Origin of the sequence: Pseudomonas sp. Pseu.R1 (genome assembly GCF_045764065.1) — a bacterium.
In the GTDB taxonomy this organism is placed as follows: domain Bacteria; phylum Pseudomonadota; class Gammaproteobacteria; order Pseudomonadales; family Pseudomonadaceae; genus Aquipseudomonas.
Genome location: NZ_JBJGEE020000001.1, coordinates 5,462,722 through 5,481,562, shown reverse-complemented (window position 1 = coordinate 5,481,562; position 18,841 = coordinate 5,462,722). Strand labels below are relative to the sequence as shown.

Genomic DNA, 18,841 nt, shown 5'->3' with positions numbered 1-18,841 from the left:
CATGTTCAAAGGCTTCTTTCAGGGCGTGCCCCCCTCTCGCGACTGGTTTTACGGTGTCCGCACGTTCGCCGCGTCTATGCTTGCTCTTTACCTGGCGTTGATTTTTGAATTGCCGCGCCCTTACTGGGCGATGGCCACGGTGTACATCGTGTCCAGCCCGTTCCTGGCGCCGACCAGTTCCAAAGCCCTGTACCGCGCCGCCGGTACGTTTCTCGGCGCAGCGGCTTCGGTGCTGGTGGTGCCGATCTTCGTGCAAACGCCGTTTCTGCTCGCGGTGGTCATCGCTTTGTGGACCGGCACCCTGCTCTTTCTGTCTCTGCACCTGCGCACCGCCAACAGCTACGCGCTGATGCTGGCGGGCTACACCATGCCGCTGATCTCTTTCCCGGTGGTCGACAATCCGCAAGCGGTGTTCGACATCGCTGTATCGCGGACCGAAGAAATCCTGCTGGGCATCGTCTGCGCGGCAGTGATCGGCGCCATGTTCTGGCCACGGCGCCTGGCCCCGGTGCTGGTCGACTCCATGGGCAAATGGTTCAAGGACGCCTCGACCTACAGCGACCTGTTCCTGGCCCGCAACGCCACACCGGAAGCGGTAGGCGCCTTGCGCACAGCCATGGTTGGCACCTTCAACACCCTGGAGCTGATGATTGGCCAGTTGCCCCACGAAGGCGCGCATCGCCAGACGGTGCGCAACGCCAAAGAACTGCGCGGGCGGATGATTCACCTGCTGCCCACCATCGACGCTCTCGACGATGCGTTGTGGGCACTGGAGCGCCGCACGCCCGAACTGGTGGCTGACCTGGCGCCGCTGATCATCGAGTGCCGGGACTGGGTAGAGAAGACCGCCGAAAGTGCACCCGTCCAATACTGGCAAGCGCTTCACGACGAACTCGACCGCCTGCAACCGACGCCTGCGCAACTGGACGATCGCCGCCAACTGCTGCTCTCCACCACGTTGTACCGCCTGCGCGAGTGGATCGACCTCTGGCAAGACTGCCGCAGCCTGCAACACGCCATTGAGACCGACGACCATCGCCCGTGGCGCGCGGTGTATCGCCACTGGCGTCTGGGTCGCCTGTCGCCGTACCTCGATAAAGGCATGATGCTGTACTCGGTGGCCACCTCGGTCAGCGCGATCATCGTCGCCTCGGTGCTGTGGATTCTGCTCGGTTGGCAAGACGGTGCCAGTGCCGTGGCGCTGGCTGCAGTGTCGTGTAGCTTCTTCGCCGCGATGGACGACCCGGCGCCGCAGATTTACCGGTTCTTCTACTGGACGTTCTTGTCGGTGATCTTCGCCAGCCTCTACCTGTTCGTGGTGCTGCCGAACCTGCACGACTTTCCGATGCTGGTGCTGGCCTTCGCCGTGCCGTTCATCGTGGTCGGCACACTGACCGTGCAGCCGAAGTTCTACCTGGGCACGCTGCTGACCATCGTCAACACCTCGTCGTTCATCAGCATCCAGAGCGCCTACGACGCCGACTTCCTGAACTTCCTCAACTCCAACCTCGCCGGTCCCGCAGGCTTGGCGTTCGCCTTCGTCTGGACGCTGATCGTGCGGCCATTCGGCACCGAAGTCGCCGCCAAGCGACTGACCCGGTCGAGCTGGCGCGACGTGGTGTCGCTGTGTGAACAAGCGACCTTGGCCGAGCACCGGCAAATGGGCGTGCGCATGCTCGACCGTCTGATGCAGCACCTGCCGCGCCTGGCGATCACCGCGCAGGACACCAACATTGCCCTGCGCGAAGTGCGCGTGGCGCTGAACATGCTCGACTTGCTGGCCTACCTGCCACGGGTGCACGCGGTGCCGCATCAATTGCTGCGGCAGGTGATCGATGAAGTGGGGGCGTATTTCGAGCACTGCCTCAAGGCCCGCGAGCGTCTGCCTGCGCCCAAGGGCCTGTTGATGACCATGGACCGCGCACGCCGCTCGCTGACCTTCGCCTGGATGGGCGATGACGAATCCCGCCTGCACCTGTTGCACGCCTTGAGCGGCTTGCGTCTGGCGCTGTTGCCGGGTGTGGAGATTGTCGACGCGCTGGCCGAGCAAGAAGAACAACCGCCGTATGGCATCGATGGAGCGCCGCTGTGATCGGTATGACTGGAATGATCGGTGATCTGGATATCAGCGGGATTTTCCTGCCCACGTTTCTGGTGCTGATGGGCATCGCTTACGTGATTTTTCTGGTGCTGCACGCCGTGCTGTCCCGTGTGCACTTCTACCGCCTGGTCTGGCACCGGGCTTTGTTCAACGTCGGTCTGTACGCCCTGCTGCTCGGCGTGGTGGATACCCTCAGTCGCTATCTGATGAGCTGAAATGAAAAAACCTCTCCTGACTTTGGGCCGTGTGGTCCTGACACTGCTGGTTGTCATCCTCGCCGCGATCGTCGTCTGGCGCATGGTGATGTATTACATGTACGCCCCCTGGACCCGCGACGGCCACATCCGCGCCGACGTGATCCAGATCGCCCCGGACGTGTCCGGTCTGATCGAGAAAGTTTCTGTCGTCGACAACCAGGCGATCACCAAGGGCCAGGTGCTGTTCACCATCGACCAGGACCGCTTCCGTCTGGCGCTGCGTCAGGCTCAGGCGACCGTGGCCGAGCGCAAGGAAACCTGGGAACAGGCCCAGCGCGAGAACAAGCGCAATAAGGGGCTGGGTAATCTGGTGGCCCGCGAGCAACTGGAAGAAAGCCAGTCCAAGGAAGCCCGTGCCCTGTCGGCGCTGAACGAAGCGCAGGTGGCGGTGGACGCCGCACAACTGAACCTCGACCGCTCGGTGATCCGCAGCCCCGTGGACGGCTACCTCAACGACCGCGCACCCCGTGACCGCGAATTCGTCAGTGCCGGACGCCCGGTGCTGTCGGTGGTGGACAGCGCCTCGTACCACATCGATGGCTATTTCGAAGAAACCAAACTGGACGGCATTCACATCGGCTCGGCCGTGGACATCCGCGTGATCGGCGACAACGCCCGCCTGCGCGGCCACGTGGTCAGCATCGTGGCCGGTATCGAAGACCGCGACCGCACCAGCGGTAACAACCTGCTGCCCAACGTCAACCCGGCGTTCAGTTGGGTGCGTCTGGCCCAGCGCATTCCGGTGCGCATCGCCTTCGACGAAGTGCCTGCGGACTTCCGCATGATCGCCGGACGGACTGCCACGGTGTCGATCATCGACGACGGAGCCGTTAACAAAAGCCCTGACAAAACCACTGACAAAGGAGCCGCTCAATGAAACCCGGTGCGCGCCTGTTGACCGTGGGCCTGGGCATGTTGCTCTCGGCCTGTACGGTGGTGGGTCCCGATTACCATCTGCCCAAGGACGCGGCGGTCAATCGTCCCGATTTGCAGGGTGAGATCGCTGGCACCTCGTCGAACGTGGTGTCGGCGCCAGTCCCCGCCGATTGGTGGCGCCTGTACAACGACCCGAAACTCGATGAACTGGTGCGTCAGGCACTGGCTTCCAGCACCGACCTGCGCGTTGCAGCGGCCAACCTGCAACGGGCGCGCTACCAGACCGATGAAGCGGACGCTGCCGGGGGCTTCACCAACACCGCCAAAGCCGGGGCGCAGCGCTTGCAGGAGGCCGGTCAGGCGTTTCTGATCGAGGACAAAGTGCCGGTGGCCAACGTTGGCGATGTCGGCCTGACCACGTCGTATCAGTTCGACCTGTTCGGTGTGTTGCAGCGCGGCATCGAGGCGGCCGAAGCCAACACCGATGCGGCGCAGGCCGCCGTGGACACCGCGCGGATCACCCTGGTGGCTGACGTCGTGCGTTCCTACACGCAGATTTGCGCGGCCAACGAAGAGCGCAACATCGCCCTGCATTCGCTGGACCTGCAACAGCAGAGCCTGACCCTGACCCAACGCCTGCGCGACGCCGGGCGTGGCGACGAAACCCAGGTCACGCGCTCCCAGACCCAGTACAAATCCCTGCGCGCCGACCTGCCGCGTTATGAGGCCGCGCAAAAGGCCGGGATGTATCGCCTGTCGATGCTGCTGGCCAAACCGCTGGATCAGCTGCCCAAAGGCGTGGCCGAGTGCGCCGAGCTGCCGCACATCGCTCAGGTGATGCCGGTGGGCGATGGCGCAGCCCTGCTCAAACGGCGTCCGGATGTGCGTCAGGCGGAGCGTCGTCTGGCCGTCTCCAGCGCCGCAATTGGTGTGGCCACGGGTGAGTTGTACCCGGACATCAGCATCGGTGCGACGGTTGCCACGGTCGGCATCCTCAAAGACCTTGGCGAACCCTCCACCAACCGCTGGGGCTTCGGCGGGTTGATCAACTGGACCATTCCGTCCAACGGCGCCCGCGCGCGGATTCACATGGCTGAAGCGTCGAACCAGGCCGCCCTCGCCCACTTCGACGGCGTGGTGCTGAACGCCATCCGCGAAGCTCAGACCAGCCTCTCTCAATACACCGCCCTGCTGGAGCGCCGCGATGCACTGGCCGACACCGAAGAATCCGCCAAACAAGCCGCCGATCAGACCCACCGGTTCTACATGGCCGGTCGAGAATCCTTCCTCGCCGACCTGCAAGCCACCCGCACCTACACCGACGTGACCGCGCAACTGGCAGCGGCCAATACGCAAGTGGCCATGGGACAGATTGATTTGTTCCTGGCGCTGGGTGGGGGTTGGGAGAATAAGCAGGCGACTGCGCAGGCCCAAAAATAACGGCCAACACAGATCCAACCTGTGGGAGCGAATTCATTCGCGATGGGGCCGACACAGACGCTGCATTTCCATCGTCTGGAACACCGTCATCGCGAATGAATTCGCTCCCACAGCGGTTCTGCACCCGCCGCCACACTTGCCACGGCTGCTTGAATTGAACCCTTCCCCGCCTAAACTGCCTGATCTCTTTATACCCATCCGGCAGGAGGCACCCCATGCGTACGTTGCAACTGGCTGACAAAACCGTTCCCGTCATCGGTCAGGGCACCTGGCGCATGGGCGAAGACCGTCATCAACGCAAGGACGAAGTCGCCGCCCTGCAACACGGCATCGATCTTGGCCTGACCCTGATCGACACCGCCGAGATGTACGGCGAAGGCGGCGCCGAGGAAGTGGTGGGCGAAGCCATCGTCGGTAAGCGCGATCATGTCACGCTGGTGAGCAAGGTCTACCCCCACAACGCCAGCCGCAAAGGCGTCATCGCCGCCTGTGAGCGCAGCCTGCAACGCCTGAAAACCGAGCACATCGACCTCTATTTGCTGCACTGGCCCGGTTCCTACCCGCTGGACGAAACCGTCGAAGCCTTCGAAGGGCTTCGGGTCGCGGGCAAGATCGGGCGCTGGGGCGTTTCCAACTTCGACGTGTCCGATCTGCTGGAACTCGACACTGTCACGTCCAGCACCAACTGCGCCACCAATCAGGTGCTCTATAACCCTGCCGAGCGCGGCATCGAATACGACCTCATTCCCTGGATGCAAAACGCCCTGATGCCGCTCATGGCGTACTGCCCCATCGGCCAGGCGGGTGACCTGCTGATGAACCCCGCCATCCTGCAAATCGCCGAACAGCATGGCGTGACGCCCGCGCAAATCAGCCTGGCCTGGGTGTTGAGGCAAGAAGGCGTGATTGCGATCCCCAAGGCAGTCGATCCTCACCACCTGCGCCTGAACGCCGAGGCGGTGAACATCGAATTGAGTCTTGAAGATGAATTGCTGATTGATACGTCATGGCCCGCGCCGATTCGCAAACGGCCGTTGGGGATGGTTTGAGGCACAGCGCGCGCCTACCCGTGAAATCGCAATGCGCAGACATAAAACGTCACAAAACTGTCAAAAAGCCTTGCGATGATGCCGCTTTCGATCCTGTGTCCCCAGGGCACATTTCGCCTGCGAGCCTTCATGAACCAAAGCATTGCCCGTTCTCAGGACTCTGACATTTTCGGTCTGTTGTATGGCTTTCGTTTCCGCTCCGGAGAGGCTGCCCAACAGATCGATTCACCTACAGCGCTGGAGGCGCTGCGCCAACCGGCAAACCCGGATGAGTTCATCTGGCTGCACCTGAACCTCGCTCACGCCAGTTGCGAGCGTTGGTTGAAAACCAACCTCGACTTGCCCGACGAGTTTCTCGAAGCCCTGCATGAAGGCTCGCGCTCGACCCGCATCGAACACGTTGACTCTGCCCTGTTGGCAGTGGTGAACGATGTGGTCTTCGACTTCAACCGCGTTTCCAACGACATTGCTACGCTCTGGGTCTGTGTGCGCAGCAACCTGATGATTTCGGCACGGCACAAACCGCTGCGTTCGGTAGACAGGCTGCGGTCGTCGGTCAAACAGGGGGAAACCTTCCGCTCCCCGCTGGAACTACTGGCACACCTGCTACGAGATCAAAGCGACGTGCTGGCGCAATTCATGCGCAAAACCAGCCTCAGCGTTGATCGTATCGAAGACCAACTGCTGGCAGAACGCCTGAGCAACAATCGCACCGAACTGGGCGCGATGCGTCGGGTGCTGGTGCGCCTGCAACGCCTGCTGGCATTGGAGCCGGGCTCGCTGATGCGCCTGCTGCACCGCCCGCCGCAGTGGTTGCAGGAAGAGGATTTGCAGGAGCTGCGTCAATCCACGGAAGAGTCGGCGCTGGTCATCAGCGACCTCACGGCCCTGGGCGAGCGCATCAAACTGCTGCAAGAAGAAATCGCCGCCAACCTCAACGAGCAGAGCAGCCGCACACTGTTCACCCTGACCGTCGTAACCGTCCTGGCCCTGCCGATCAACATCGTGGCGGGGTTCTTCGGGATGAACGTCGGGGGAATTCCGTTGGCCAGCGATCCGCACGGGTTCTGGATTCTGGTGGTGCTGGTGGCGACCTTTACCTTCGTGGCAGGGCGCTGGGCGTTTCGCAAGAGTCGGGATTATTGAAGCTGCGCTAATCCGCTTCTGGCCGTAGGCCGTAGGAGATTCTATGTTGTCTGGTCCACCGCATTCGTCACCAAGGCGGCTCCCACAGAGATAAATCGCTGGCCTGACACACATTACTGTGGGAGCCGGCTTGCTGGCGAATGCAGAATGTCAGACACCCCTGTGTTCAATGCCCCACCGTTTTCGCCCGTAAAGCGGCTCCCACACAGAATGCGAAGCTACAGACGATTTCTTGAACACCACCCATCCTTTAGCGCGACAAATCCACCCGAACCCTGACCTGCGTCGTATCGTTGTCACATTTTGTAATGATCATTGTTCACATCCCATCTCAACAGGATTGTGAATCATGGCGACCCCCTCACTGGCTCAAGGCTCTGCCGGGCTGAGTTCTCAATTCGGGCGCAAGCCTGGCGTGCTGACGATGGTGATTTTCTTCGCCATCCTCGCGCTCGGCCTGCTGTACACGGCCTATAGCCTGAAATCGGACATGGATGATCTGGGCACGGTCGTGACCACGTGGGTGCCGTTCCTCCTGCTCGGCGTGGCGTTGCTGATCGCCTTGGGCTTCGAATTCGTCAACGGCTTCCACGACACCGCCAACGCCGTCGCGACGGTGATTTATACCCATTCGCTGCCGCCGAATTTCGCGGTGGTCTGGTCGGGCGCGTTCAACTTTCTGGGCGTGCTGTTCTCCAGCGGCGCGGTGGCGTTTGGCATCATCGCGCTGCTGCCGGTGGAACTGATTCTGCAAGTCGGCTCGTCCGCCGGTTACGCGATGATCTTCGCGCTGCTGATCGCGGCGATCCTGTGGAACCTCGGCACATGGTGGCTGGGCCTGCCTGCGTCGTCGTCGCACACGCTGATCGGCTCGATCATCGGCGTCGGCGTGGCCAACGCGTTGATGCACGGGCGCGACGGCACCAGCGGCGTGGACTGGTCGCAAGCCACCAAAATCGGCTATTCGCTGCTGCTCTCGCCACTGGTCGGCTTCACCTGTGCGGCGCTGTTGCTGTTGGCCCTGCGCGCGTTCGTCAAGAATCGCGCGCTGTACAAGGCGCCTGAAGGCAATACCCCGCCGCCACTGTGGATTCGCGGCCTGTTGATCCTGACCTGCACCGGCGTGTCCTTCGCCCACGGCTCCAACGACGGCCAGAAAGGCATGGGGTTGATCATGCTGATTCTGGTCGGCACCCTGCCCATGGCCTATGCGCTGAACCGCACCATGCCCGCCGATCAATCGGTGCAATTCGCGGCAGTGGCAGAAGTCACGCAACAGGCGCTGAGCAAAGCTGTGCCGTCCCCTGCACCTGCTGACCCGCGTAAAACGCTGTCCGAGTACATCCGCGACAAACAGCCGACGCCTGATCTTGTGCCTGCGCTGGCGGTGATGGCGGGCAAGATCGGCATTCAGGTCGCCAGTTACGGCTCGCTGGCCAAAGTGCCTGCTGAAGCCACGGCCAACGTGCGTAACGACATGTACCTGACCTCCGAAGCCATTCGCCTGATGGATAAGAACAAGGTAGGCAATTTCGACGCTGACACCCAAGGCAAAGTCTCGAAGTTCAAGCAGCAGATCGACGATGCCACGCGCTTCATTCCGCTGTGGGTGAAGATCTCCGTGGCCATCGCACTGGGGCTGGGCACCATGGTCGGGTGGAAGCGCATTGTGGTGACCGTCGGCGAAAAGATCGGCAAGACCCACATGACCTACGCCCAAGGCGCCTCGGCCGAAGTGGTCGCCATGCTGACCATCGGCGCGGCGGACATGTACGGCCTGCCGGTGTCGACCACCCACGTGCTGTCCTCCGGCGTGGCAGGCAGCATGACCGCCAACGGCTCGGGCCTGCAAATGCGTACCCTGCGCAACCTGGCCATGGCCTGGGTCTTGACCTTGCCTGCGGCGATTCTGCTGTCGGGCGGGTTGTACTGGCTGTTCACCCAGATTTTCTGATTTACAGGGCTTCACGTGCTCTCCTTCACAGGCGCTCAAGCGCCTGTTTTTCAACCGCACGCCGAGACTCCTGTGGGAGCCGATATCGCGTGGACCGCTCGATCAAACACGATCCATGTCCCAAGCCCTCACCGTTCGAGCATTGATGCCCCTCCCTGCCTGCCTAAGATGGGCGCTACACCCCGCCTGAACCGTGAACCGGCCATGACCACAAAAAGAACGCTGTACGACAAACACATCGATTCGCACACCGTGTGCACCCTTGATGACCAGGGCCATGTCCTGCTGTACATCGACCGCCAGGTCATCAACGAATACACCAGCCCTCAGGCGTTCAGTGGCTTGCGCGAAGCCGGGCGTGAGGTCTGGCGGCCGGAAACCGCGTTGGCGGTGGTCGATCACGTCAACCCGACCGCGCCGAAACGTGTGGCGGCGATGGCCGATCCGGGGGGCGCGCTGCAAGTGTCCTACCTGGCCGACAACTGCGAAAAATTCGGCATCGAGTTGTTCGACGTGCTCGACCAGCGCCAGGGTATCGAGCACGTCATCGCACCCGAGCAGGGCTTCATCCTGCCCGGCATGGTGATTGCCGCAGGTGACAGCCACACCACCACCTACGGCGCGCTGGGTGCGTTCGGTTTCGGCATCGGCACCTCGGAAATCGAGCACCTGCTGGCCACCCAGACCCTGATCTACAAACGCCTGAAAACCATGCGCGTCACCGTCGACGGCGGTCTGTCCAGCGGGCTGACCTCCAAAGACGTGATCATGGCGCTGATCGGACGCATCGGTGCATCCGGCGCCACCGGATACGCCATCGAGTTCATCGGCTCGACTATCGCAGCGCTGAGCGTCGAAGCGCGCATGACCATCTGCAACATGGCGGTCGAGGCCGGTGCACGGGGTGCATTCATGGCACCGGACGACAAAGTGTTCGCCTACCTACAGGACAAACCCCGCGCCCCAAAAGGCGAGCTGTGGGACCAGGCCCTCGCCCGCTGGAAAACCCTGCGCAGCGATGACGACGCGGTGTTCGATCAGGAAATCCACCTCGACGCCCGCGACTTGCAGCCCATGGTGACTTGGGGCACCAGCCCGGATCAGGCGGCAGCGATCAACGGCAGCGTGCCTGATCCTGAAACCATCGCTGACCCGATCCTGCGCCAGGACATGCGCCGCGCCCTGACCTACATGGGCCTGGAAGCGGGCATGCCATTGAGTGACATCGTCATCAGCCACGCCTTCATCGGCTCGTGCACCAACGCACGCATCGAAGACCTGCGCGACGCGGCCAGTGTCGTGCGCGGCAAGCACGTCGCCGAACACGTGCGGGCGATGATCGTCCCCGGCTCTACCGCGGTGCGGGATCAGGCCGAAGCGGAGGGGTTGGCGACGATCTTTCGTGACGCCGGATTCGAATGGCGCCAGTCGGGCTGCTCGATGTGCCTGGCGATGAACGACGACGTGCTCGCCCCCGGCGACCGTTGCGCCTCCAGCACCAACCGCAATTTCGAAGGCCGACAGGGCGCGGGCGCACGCACTCACTTGATGAGCCCTGCCATGGTCGCCGCCGCTGCGATCACCGGCCACCTGACCGACGTTCGCAGCCTGCAAGGGAGCCTCTGAGATGCAGCCATTCACCCACGTTCGCGGCAAGGCCGCGCCGATGCTCGCGGCCAACATCGACACCGATGTGATCATGCCTAAACAATTTCTCAAGGGCATCGACCGGGCCGGGCTGGATCGGGGCCTGTTCTTCGACCTGCGCTTTCTGCCTTCAGGCGAGCCAAACCCGGATTTCATTCTCAACCAACCGGGATGGCAGGGGGCGAAGTTCCTCGTCACCGGCCCCAATTTCGGTTGCGGGTCAAGCCGTGAGCACGCCGTCTGGGGCCTCAAGCAGATGGGCATACAGGCGCTGATCGGCAGCAGCTTCGCCGGGATTTTCTACGACAACTGCCAGCGAAACGGTGTGCTGACCATCGTGCTGGACGAGGCGCAGGTTCAGGCACTGGGGCGCCTCATCAGCCAGGCAGACACTGCCGACATCGAAGTGGACCTTCCGGCGCAGGAGATCCGTTTGCAAGATGGACGGAGGATGCCGTTCCAGATCGATGAACTGAGAAAAGACGCGCTGTTACTGGGGCTGGATGCGATTGGCAGTACGTTGCAGAAACGCGAGCGGATTCTGGCGTTTCAGCAGCGGCATCTGGCGGAGAATCCATGGCTGGTCTGAGAACCTGCTGACGAAATGTGACTTCTGTGGGAGCCGGCTTGCTGGCGAATGCGCTGTGTCAGCAACATCAATGTTCAATGACACACTGCATTCGCCACCAAGGCGGCTCCCACAGTGGGCAAATGCGGCGTGTCAGATCTGGCGGGGCAGCTCTGCAAGTGATTTACAACGACAACCCCTGAAAATGCGCCTGCAAAAACTCCACGCACACTCGCAATTTCCCTGAGTTGGCCAGCCGCGTCGGGTACACCGCCCAGACGTTGGCGCTCTCGGTGTATTCAGGCAGCACTGGCACCAGCCGCCCCTGCTCAAGAAACGGTTTGACGTCCCACAACGAACGCTGCAACACCCCTCTGCCGTCCAGCGCCCATTGCAGAACGATCTCGCCACTGTTGGACGACAACGGCCCGCTGACCCTCACCGTTTCCGCCACACCGTCACGCTCCACGTGCCAGATACCAAAGGCGTTGTCGCGCTCCTTGATCACCAGGCAATCGTGCTGCTCCAGATCACTCAACTGCTGCGGCGTGCCACGCCGGGCCAGGTAATCCGGGGCGGCGCACAACACCCGGCGGTTGCTCACCAACTGGCGCCCGATGTGTTGTCCGGGGATGTCATCGCCCACACGAATCTCCAGATCGAAGCCTTCGCTGACGATGTCGACCACTCGGTCGAACAGGTCCAGACGCACCTCCAGATCCGGGTACGCCTCGGCCAGTTTCGAGATTGCCGGGGCCACATGATTGCGGCCAAAACCGAACGAGCTGCACAAGTGCAGCTTGCCCCGTGGCGCCGAATGGGCGTCGGACAGTTCGTCATGGAGCAACTGAAAGTCTTCGAGAATCCGCACCGCCCAGCGCTGCACCCGCTCACCGTCCTCGGTCAGCGCCACCTTGCGGCTGGTGCGGTGCAACAGCCGCGTGGCCAGGGTCGATTCAAGAATCTGGATGCGCTTGCTGACATACGCCGGGGACAGCCCGAGTTCGTCCGCTGCGGCGGCAAAACCGGCCTTGCGGATCACGGTGAGGAATACCCGCAGGTCTTCGGGCAGGGGTGCCACTTCTTTTTTTGAGGTCATGCGGGGTTCTTTTTATCAGGCTCGGTCAATGACCTGTGGGAGCCGCCTGGGTGGCGAAAGCGTTATGTCAGCCAACATTGACGTTTCCGGCATACCGCATTCGCCACCCAGGCGGCTCCCACAGTCCGAATCGCGGACAACAATAACATCCCGCCAACCCGGGCGTTTCAAAACGTAAACATCGATATATCTCCAAACGCTATAAAAATATGGAATTAGGTTCTTTTACGGAATAACTCACACCCTCTATAAATAGCCCCACTTATTCCAAAAGCCACTGCTTCAGCGCGAAGGATTTCTCATGGATGTTTTCTGGTTTCTCCCGACTCACGGCGACGGCCATTTTCTGGGCACCACCAAGGGCGCACGCCCGGTCACGCTCAACTACCTGAAGCAAGTGGCGCAGGCCGCCGATGATCTGGGTTACCACGGCGTGCTGATCCCTACCGGCCGTTCCTGCGAAGATTCCTGGGTCATCGCCTCGGCGCTGGTGCCATTGACCGAGCGCCTGCGTTATCTGGTGGCGATTCGTCCGGGCATCATCTCGCCCACCGTCTCGGCGCGTATGGCTGCGACGCTGGATCGCCTGTCCGGCGGGCGTCTGCTGATCAACGTCGTGACCGGCGGCGACCCTGACGAAAACCGGGGTGATGGCAGTTTCCTGGACCACAGTGAGCGCTATGAAGTCACCGACGAGTTCCTGAAAATCTGGCGCCGCGTGCTGCAAGGCGAAGCGGTGGATTTCGAAGGCAAACACTTGAAGGTGCAAAACGCCAAGGCCCTGTACCCACCGATCCAGAAGCCTTACCCGCCGCTATATTTTGGTGGCTCTTCACAGGCCGCCCACGAACTCGCCGCCGAGCAGGTGGACGTGTACCTGACCTGGGGCGAGCCACCGGCCGCTGTCGCCGAAAAGCTCGCTGACATCCGCGAACGCGCTGCCCGCAATGGCCGCACCGTGAAGTTCGGTATTCGCCTGCACGTCATCGTGCGCGAGACCAGCGAAGAGGCGTGGAAAGCGGCGGACACCCTGATCGAGCACATCAGCGACGAAACCATCGCAGCGGCACAGAAATCCTTCGCCCGCTTCGACTCTGAAGGCCAGCGCCGCATGGCTGCGCTGCATGACGGTCGTCGCGACAACCTGGAAATCGCCCCGAACCTGTGGGCCGGTGTCGGCCTGGTCCGTGGCGGCGCGGGCACGGCACTGGTGGGTAATCCGCAAGAAGTCGCTGCGCGGATCAAGGAGTACGCCGACCTGGGCATCGAGAGTTTCATTTTCTCCGGCTACCCGCATCTGGAAGAGGCCTATCGCTTCGCCGAACTGGTGTTCCCGCTGCTGCCGGAGCCGTATCGCAGCCTGGCCGGTCGCGGCATCACCAATTTGACCGGACCGTTCGGCGAGATGATTGCCAACGATTTGCCGCCGCAGAAATAGAAGCCGTCACAGCCGTGATCGTTCCCACGCTCTGCGTGGGAACGATCACCGTCGTTGCCCGTACGATCGCCGCGACAAGGAGTCCTCAAGCATGACCGCCAGCGTCCCGTTTCAACCACAAGTGATCCCCATGCAGCTACTGACCCTACCGCCCTCGCCCGCACTGGCCACTTCGATCCGCGCCACCGCGCAAGTGTTCGAGGACCCCAAATCCCAGGCCCTGCTGGCCCACGTGCAGCAGGTCGCACCCAGTGATGCCAGCGTGTTGATCATTGGCGAAACCGGCACCGGCAAAGAATTGGTCGCCCGCCACATCCATAACCTGAGCGCCCGTCGTCACCAGCCGTTCGTGGCGGTGAACTGCGGCGCGTTCTCTGAATCCCTGGTCGAGGCCGAACTGTTCGGCCATGAAAAAGGCGCTTTTACCGGCGCCCTGACGGCCAAGGCTGGCTGGTTCGAAGAAGCCAATGGCGGCACGCTGTTCCTCGACGAAATCGGCGACCTGCCGATGGCCATTCAGGTCAAACTGCTGCGCGTGTTGCAGGAGCGTGAAGTCGTGCGCCTGGGCTCGCGCAAAAGCACGCCGATCAACGTGCGCGTGCTGGCCGCGACCAACGTTCATCTGGAGCGCGCCATCAACGCCGGGCATTTCCGCGAGGATTTGTTCTATCGGCTGAACGTGGTGAACCTCGAACTCCACACCCTGCGCGAGCGTCCCGGCGATATCCTGCCGCTGACCCGGCATTTCATCGATATCTACAGCCAGCGTCTGGGCTGCGGGCCAATCCAGATCAGCAGCGAGGCCGAGTACAAGCTTCGGTCCTACAGTTGGCCAGGCAACATTCGCGAGCTGGAAAACGTTATTCATCACACCCTGCTGATTTGCCGCAACGGGTTGATTCAAGCCAGCGACCTGCGCCTGTCGAACCTGCGTCTGGAGCGGCAGGAAGAATCTGCCTCTGTCGTCGATGACTCCACCGATGCGCTGCTGGCCCGTGCGTTCCAGAACCTATTCGAAGAACAGGCCGGTGCGCTGCATGAAAAGGTCGAAGACGCGCTGTTGCGGGCGGCCTATCGTTTCAGTCATTACAACCAGGTGCACACGGCACAATTGTTGGGCCTGAGCCGCAACGTGATCCGCGCGCGCCTGATCAAGATCGGCGAACTGGCCGTGAACAAACGCCGCCCCGGTGAGCAGCTTCAAGGGGACCGGATGGTGCAGGTTTCGGTTTGAAAAAGGGCTGCGCTCACCGCGGCCCGACGATTTCACTCACCCACTCATACGCGTTAAAGGTCATCGCCTTGGTCTGATACGCGCGAATCAGTCCCCAGAAATCCCCCTCCCCCTGCTCGGCATTGGCCACCGCCGCTTCGCATTCGGCTTTCGACTGCCACAACACGTGGCTGAGGACACGCTGGCGGTCTTCGCTGACCTGCACGCTGGCGCGAATGAAACCGGGGTAGGTCCGGGTAAAGTTTTCGAAACGCTCGTTGAGGGCAGCCACCAGACCCGCCTGATGGCGCGGGTCAACCACGAACTCGACGAACTGGCTGAATGGAAGGGTTGAGTCTTGTGACGTCATGAACGCTCTCCACAGATGACGAAAGTCGCTGAACAGCATGCTGCATCCCTGATCGCCAGGAACTACGTTTCTTGCGCCGTATTGAAACAATCCGGGCCTGTTGCGGACCAAGGCTGCGAAGGGTAAAACCTCCACTTAACTAGAGGTCAAGCCTCATTTCTCTTTCGTTGCAGGATTCAGGGCTTTCCATGCGCACTACAGACGCCACGCACCTGGCTCGGGAACTGACCATCGGCCAACTGTCCGCCCGCAGCGGCGTGGCAATCACCGCGCTGCGTTTCTATGAATCCAAGGGACTGATCAGCAGCCAGCGCAACGCAGGCAACCAGCGCCGCTATCCTCGCGATGTGCTGCGCCGGGTCGCCCTGATCAAGACCGCGCAGCGTCTGGGCATCCCGCTGGCGACCATTCAAGACGCGCTGGACACCCTGCCACAAGACCGTGCCCCTACTCTGGACGACTGGAACCGACTGTCCGCACGCTGGAAAACCGACCTGGACGACCGCATCAACCGTCTCACCGCGTTACGTGATCAGCTCAACGGCTGCATCGGCTGTGGCTGCCTGTCCATGGAGGCCTGCCCGCTGCGCAACTGGGGCGACAGCCTGGGCGACGACGGCAGCGGGCCTCGTCTGCTGGATCAGGACTGAAGGTTCTGCGGACTGACCAGCGTCCCCGCCAACGCTCGATCCTCCAGTGATAGTTGCATCTGCTGCATGGCCTGATTCAACTGGTTGGTGGCCTGAATCAGCGCGTTGGTCATGGCTGAAATCTCCAACTGCAACTGACGCATCTTGTTTTCACGAACCCTGGGCGACAGCGAACGGTCGCTCATGAAGGCCTGCATGTCTTTCATACGCTTGGCGATGCGCTCCTGAATCGAGCGAATCATCTTCAATTGATCCTTGATTCGGTCTGGCAGGTCAGTCGCATCGATATCGGCGTCCTTCTTGCCGCTTTTCGCCGCTTTTTGCGCCTCCGGCGACAACAACACTTCGACGCTCTGGCGCAGCTGTTCGGCGGCCGTGGGCAGTGCGTTGCTGTCCTTTGTTGCCTGCGATGCCCTGGTGACACTCAATTGAAGCACGGGTGTGGTATCACCGGGATTGCTGAAGTTCAGGCTCAACATGAAAAAACGCCTCTGAAGTCCGTGAATGACCCGTGCGTCCATGGGGATTCAGGGGGTCGTCAAGGGGCTTTTCGGCGCTTTCGGACAGTCCTTTAGGGTGATGGCGTGAAATTGTGTCGTGATCGACACAATTCCGCAGCATGTCGATTTCCTTTGTAGGAGCGGGGCTTGCCCCTACGCCCTTCGGGCAGAGGCTGTAGGCGTTCACCTCGCAGCCAATCGCGCCGCCAACGCCTTGGCCTGCAACGCTACATCAGTGACGGCCGTGCTTTCCCACCACATCCCGCGCAGCGGTGGCCCCATCGCGAACAGCCGCGACGACACCTGCCCTTGCGCATCCAGCACTGCGCCGCCCGCATCGGCCGCAATACCCAACGCCAGTGGCCCCGGCTGAATCAACCCACGCGCCAGCAACTGCTTGGGCAGCGCTTTGTCCACGCGTCGCCAGTCGTACTGAATACCGGTGGAGTTGATCAAGGCTGCGCCACTGACCTCAGTCGGCTGATCCTCGCCCCGGTAGCGAACGCTGATGCGCACCTGCCCTGCGGCTTTGTCGTACACGTTCTGCAACGACGCGGCATGAATCTTCAAACGCCCCTCTTCAACCAACCGCTCCAGCAGTTTCGCGCTTGGCGGTGGCGAGCGGTGGTGATGGCTTTCCCACCAAGGCCGCACGTGGCGTACGAACTGACGCCGTTGACGGTCCGTCGCCTGACTCCACAAACGCGGAATATGCACCCGAACCGTGTCCAGCGGCGCCTGCCAATCGATCCCCTGAGCGATGGCCTGCTCGCATTGTTCCCGAAGCGCGCGAACCAGTTGCCGAGTGCTGCGCACGCTATGATCAGCGCCGAGAAAATCCGGCCAGGCCGGTGGCTGGCGGCGTACATGAGGCAGCAGGCCATGGCGCGAGAATACGTCGATGGGACCACGATGCCCGGCCCGCTCCAGCGAGACTACGGCGTCAACCATCGTCAGCCCGGAACCGATGATCAGTACACGACCTTGCGGATCCAGCTGACGCATGGCGTCGACGTCCCACGGGTCTACCGCCGCGGCGTTGAGGGCGCTGGCGTCGCGTTGCGGGGTCCGTGCGGCGGCGAACATACCGGTCGCCAATACGCCGAAGTACCCACTCAGCCCCCGGCCGTCGGCCAACGTGATGCGCACACCTGTGTCATCGGCCTGCATATCCGTGGCCTCGCTACGCACGTGCTCAACCGTCGAACCGTATGTCTCCCCCAACGTCCGGGCCTGCGCCAGACGCTGTTGAACGTACAGCCCGAAAATGCCCCGCGGCGGAAACAGTTCGGCAACCGGCACATGCTGCTCATCGGACTCTGGCCAGCCCCCTGCCGTGATGAATTCGCCCAGCCAGCGGGTCAGGTCTTCGGGATCATCCGGCTCGACGCCCATGCGCGCGGCGTTGCCATTAAGGGTGTGCCCCAGTTCGGTGGCGCTGTAGGCCTCGCCACGTCCGAGTTCAGGTCTCGGCTCGACGATCACGATTCGCCGCTGCCCCGGCAGGCGCAGCAACTGCACCGCCAGCAGCGTGCCGCTGAGGCCGCCGCCGACAATCAGGATGTCGGCGTCCGGTCGATTGTTCTCTGAGGTCATTGTTCTTCGCCTTCTCTTCGCCACAGTGGCGCGCACGTCTGATTATGGAGAGCGTGCGGGTGGATTCAAACAGGACGTTGGTCGCCCCGTCTCGGTACGAAGGATGCAGGGCACGGGACATGCCGGATTCAGGCCGGGATTACTGGGTGCAAAGCGGGCAAAGTGTTGATGGGGTGTCGCTGGCGCAACATTTGGAACACCGCATCTACCTGTGGGAGCCGGCTTGCTGGCGAATGCGATCTGCCAGTCAACTCCCCTTGAATTGACCCACCGCTTTCGCCAGCAAGCCGGCTCCCACAAAAATGCGTTCGACCGCCGGTAATAGGGTAGGCCATGGTGTTACAGGATTGCCCTTCAGGACACCACATTCCTGACAAACCGCAACGCCACCTCGCCGTCATTGCGATAGGCATGAGGCTGGTCGCCCGCGAACATGAAAAACTCCCCCGCCACGACACGCCGGGTCTCATCGGGCAAGGCAACACTTAGACAGCCCTCGATCACGTAGACCTGCTCGCTCCAGCCCTCGGGATCCGCTTCCGAGGTGTAGGTTTCTCCGGGTGCCAGGCTGAACTCCCAGAGTTCAACCCCGTGACGAGCCGTGGCCTTGGCCAGCAAGACCGCCTTGCTCCCCGGCTGCGTGCCCGCCCAGGCCACCTCATTGATGCTGCTGGGATCACGATCGTCTGGCGCCTGAATCAGATCGCTGAACACGACGTCCAGTGCCTCAGCCACGCGATCCAGGGTCGCGAGGCTGACGTTCCGCTCCCCGGCTTCGATGGCCACCAGCATGCGCCGACTGACCCCCGATTTCTCGGCGAGCGCCGTCTGGCTCAGGTCCGCTGCATGGCGCAGACGCCGAACATTGAGGCTGACGTGTTGCAGCACCGATGCGCGGGTAGACGGATCCTTGTGCATGGGTTCGCTCCTGAAAGGG

The 18,841-nt window shown here is 62.0% G+C and carries 17 protein-coding genes; 12 read left to right on the top strand and 5 right to left on the bottom strand.

All coding sequences use genetic code 11. From position 1 onward, the window contains the following. Window position 1 precedes the first annotated feature (1 nt). The 9 genes from ACI5GA_RS24990 to leuD all read left to right on the top strand — a co-directional run bounded on the left by ACI5GA_RS24990 (window position 2) and on the right by leuD (window position 11,059). Window positions 2-2,092, top strand: coding sequence for an FUSC family protein (locus tag ACI5GA_RS24990; RefSeq protein ID WP_404633558.1), 2,091 nt, complete (start codon window positions 2-4; stop codon window positions 2,090-2,092). A 14-nt stretch (window positions 2,093-2,106) separates the two neighbouring features. Further along, the gene (locus ACI5GA_RS24985; RefSeq protein ID WP_404633556.1) at window positions 2,107-2,316 is read left to right on the top strand and encodes a DUF1656 domain-containing protein; all 210 of its coding nucleotides are present in this window, start codon (window positions 2,107-2,109) and stop codon (window positions 2,314-2,316) included. Between the two features lies 1 nt (window position 2,317). Next, window positions 2,318-3,235 (top strand): efflux RND transporter periplasmic adaptor subunit, encoded by a 918-nt coding sequence (locus tag ACI5GA_RS24980; RefSeq protein ID WP_404633120.1) that lies wholly within the window; start codon window positions 2,318-2,320, stop codon window positions 3,233-3,235. Then, a complete protein-coding gene (locus tag ACI5GA_RS24975) occupies window positions 3,232-4,674 on the top strand; it encodes an efflux transporter outer membrane subunit (protein WP_421424695.1) in 1,443 nt (480 codons plus the stop codon). The genes ACI5GA_RS24980 and ACI5GA_RS24975 overlap by 4 nt, the downstream gene beginning before the upstream one ends. Before the next feature lie 215 nt (window positions 4,675-4,889). Further along, window positions 4,890-5,723, top strand: coding sequence for an aldo/keto reductase (locus tag ACI5GA_RS24970; RefSeq protein WP_421424693.1), 834 nt, complete (start codon window positions 4,890-4,892; stop codon window positions 5,721-5,723). Between the two features lie 129 nt (window positions 5,724-5,852). Then, on the top strand, window positions 5,853-6,869 hold the full coding sequence (locus ACI5GA_RS24965) for a transporter (RefSeq protein ID WP_421424692.1): 1,017 nt from the start codon (window positions 5,853-5,855) through the stop codon (window positions 6,867-6,869). Window positions 6,870-7,218: 349 nt separating this feature from the next. After that, window positions 7,219-8,823, top strand: coding sequence for an inorganic phosphate transporter (locus tag ACI5GA_RS24960; protein WP_404633112.1), 1,605 nt, complete (start codon window positions 7,219-7,221; stop codon window positions 8,821-8,823). Between the two features lie 204 nt (window positions 8,824-9,027). Beyond that, a complete protein-coding gene (leuC, locus tag ACI5GA_RS24955) occupies window positions 9,028-10,449 on the top strand; it encodes a 3-isopropylmalate dehydratase large subunit (RefSeq protein WP_421424691.1) in 1,422 nt (473 codons plus the stop codon). A 1-nt stretch (window position 10,450) separates the two neighbouring features. Continuing rightward, on the top strand, window positions 10,451-11,059 hold the full coding sequence (gene leuD, locus ACI5GA_RS24950; protein WP_421424690.1) for a 3-isopropylmalate dehydratase small subunit: 609 nt from the start codon (window positions 10,451-10,453) through the stop codon (window positions 11,057-11,059). Window positions 11,060-11,222: 163 nt separating this feature from the next. Here leuD and ACI5GA_RS24945 read toward each other — a convergent pair whose 3' ends face one another. Beyond that, on the bottom strand, window positions 11,223-12,137 hold the full coding sequence (locus ACI5GA_RS24945) for a LysR substrate-binding domain-containing protein (protein ID WP_404633106.1): 915 nt from the start codon (window positions 12,135-12,137) through the stop codon (window positions 11,223-11,225). Window positions 12,138-12,438: 301 nt separating this feature from the next. On the opposite strand from ACI5GA_RS24945, the gene ssuD reads away from it, so the two are divergent. Both ssuD and ACI5GA_RS24935 read left to right on the top strand, forming a co-directional pair. Further along, window positions 12,439-13,575, top strand: a complete 1,137-nt coding sequence (gene ssuD / locus ACI5GA_RS24940) for an FMNH2-dependent alkanesulfonate monooxygenase (protein WP_404633104.1) — start codon at window positions 12,439-12,441, stop codon at window positions 13,573-13,575. A gap of 130 nt (window positions 13,576-13,705) precedes the next feature. Beyond that, window positions 13,706-14,809: a sigma-54 interaction domain-containing protein gene (locus ACI5GA_RS24935; RefSeq protein ID WP_421425535.1), complete on the top strand. Its 1,104-nt coding sequence runs from the start codon at window positions 13,706-13,708 to the stop codon at window positions 14,807-14,809. Window positions 14,810-14,822: 13 nt separating this feature from the next. Here ACI5GA_RS24935 and ACI5GA_RS24930 read toward each other — a convergent pair whose 3' ends face one another. Further along, entirely contained in the window at window positions 14,823-15,158 is a 336-nt protein-coding gene (locus tag ACI5GA_RS24930) for an antibiotic biosynthesis monooxygenase (protein ID WP_404633102.1), read from the bottom strand. Between the two features lie 188 nt (window positions 15,159-15,346). On the opposite strand from ACI5GA_RS24930, the gene soxR reads away from it, so the two are divergent. After that, entirely contained in the window at window positions 15,347-15,808 is a 462-nt protein-coding gene (gene soxR, locus ACI5GA_RS24925; RefSeq protein ID WP_404633101.1) for a redox-sensitive transcriptional activator SoxR, read from the top strand. On the opposite strand, the gene ACI5GA_RS24920 is transcribed toward soxR, so the two are convergent. From ACI5GA_RS24920 to ACI5GA_RS24910, 3 genes are all read right to left on the bottom strand, one after another. Continuing rightward, window positions 15,799-16,287 (bottom strand): hypothetical protein, encoded by a 489-nt coding sequence (locus ACI5GA_RS24920; protein ID WP_404633099.1) that lies wholly within the window; start codon window positions 16,285-16,287, stop codon window positions 15,799-15,801. The two genes, soxR and ACI5GA_RS24920, sit on opposite strands and share 10 nt — an antisense overlap. Window positions 16,288-16,491: 204 nt before the next feature. Beyond that, window positions 16,492-17,904, bottom strand: a complete 1,413-nt coding sequence (locus tag ACI5GA_RS24915; protein WP_421424688.1) for an FAD/NAD(P)-binding protein — start codon at window positions 17,902-17,904, stop codon at window positions 16,492-16,494. Window positions 17,905-18,258: 354 nt separating this feature from the next. Next, window positions 18,259-18,822 carry a helix-turn-helix domain-containing protein gene (locus tag ACI5GA_RS24910; RefSeq protein ID WP_421424687.1) on the bottom strand — a complete coding sequence of 188 codons (564 nt, stop codon included), beginning with the start codon at window positions 18,820-18,822 and terminating at the stop codon, window positions 18,259-18,261. Window positions 18,823-18,841: the final 19 nt, after the last annotated feature.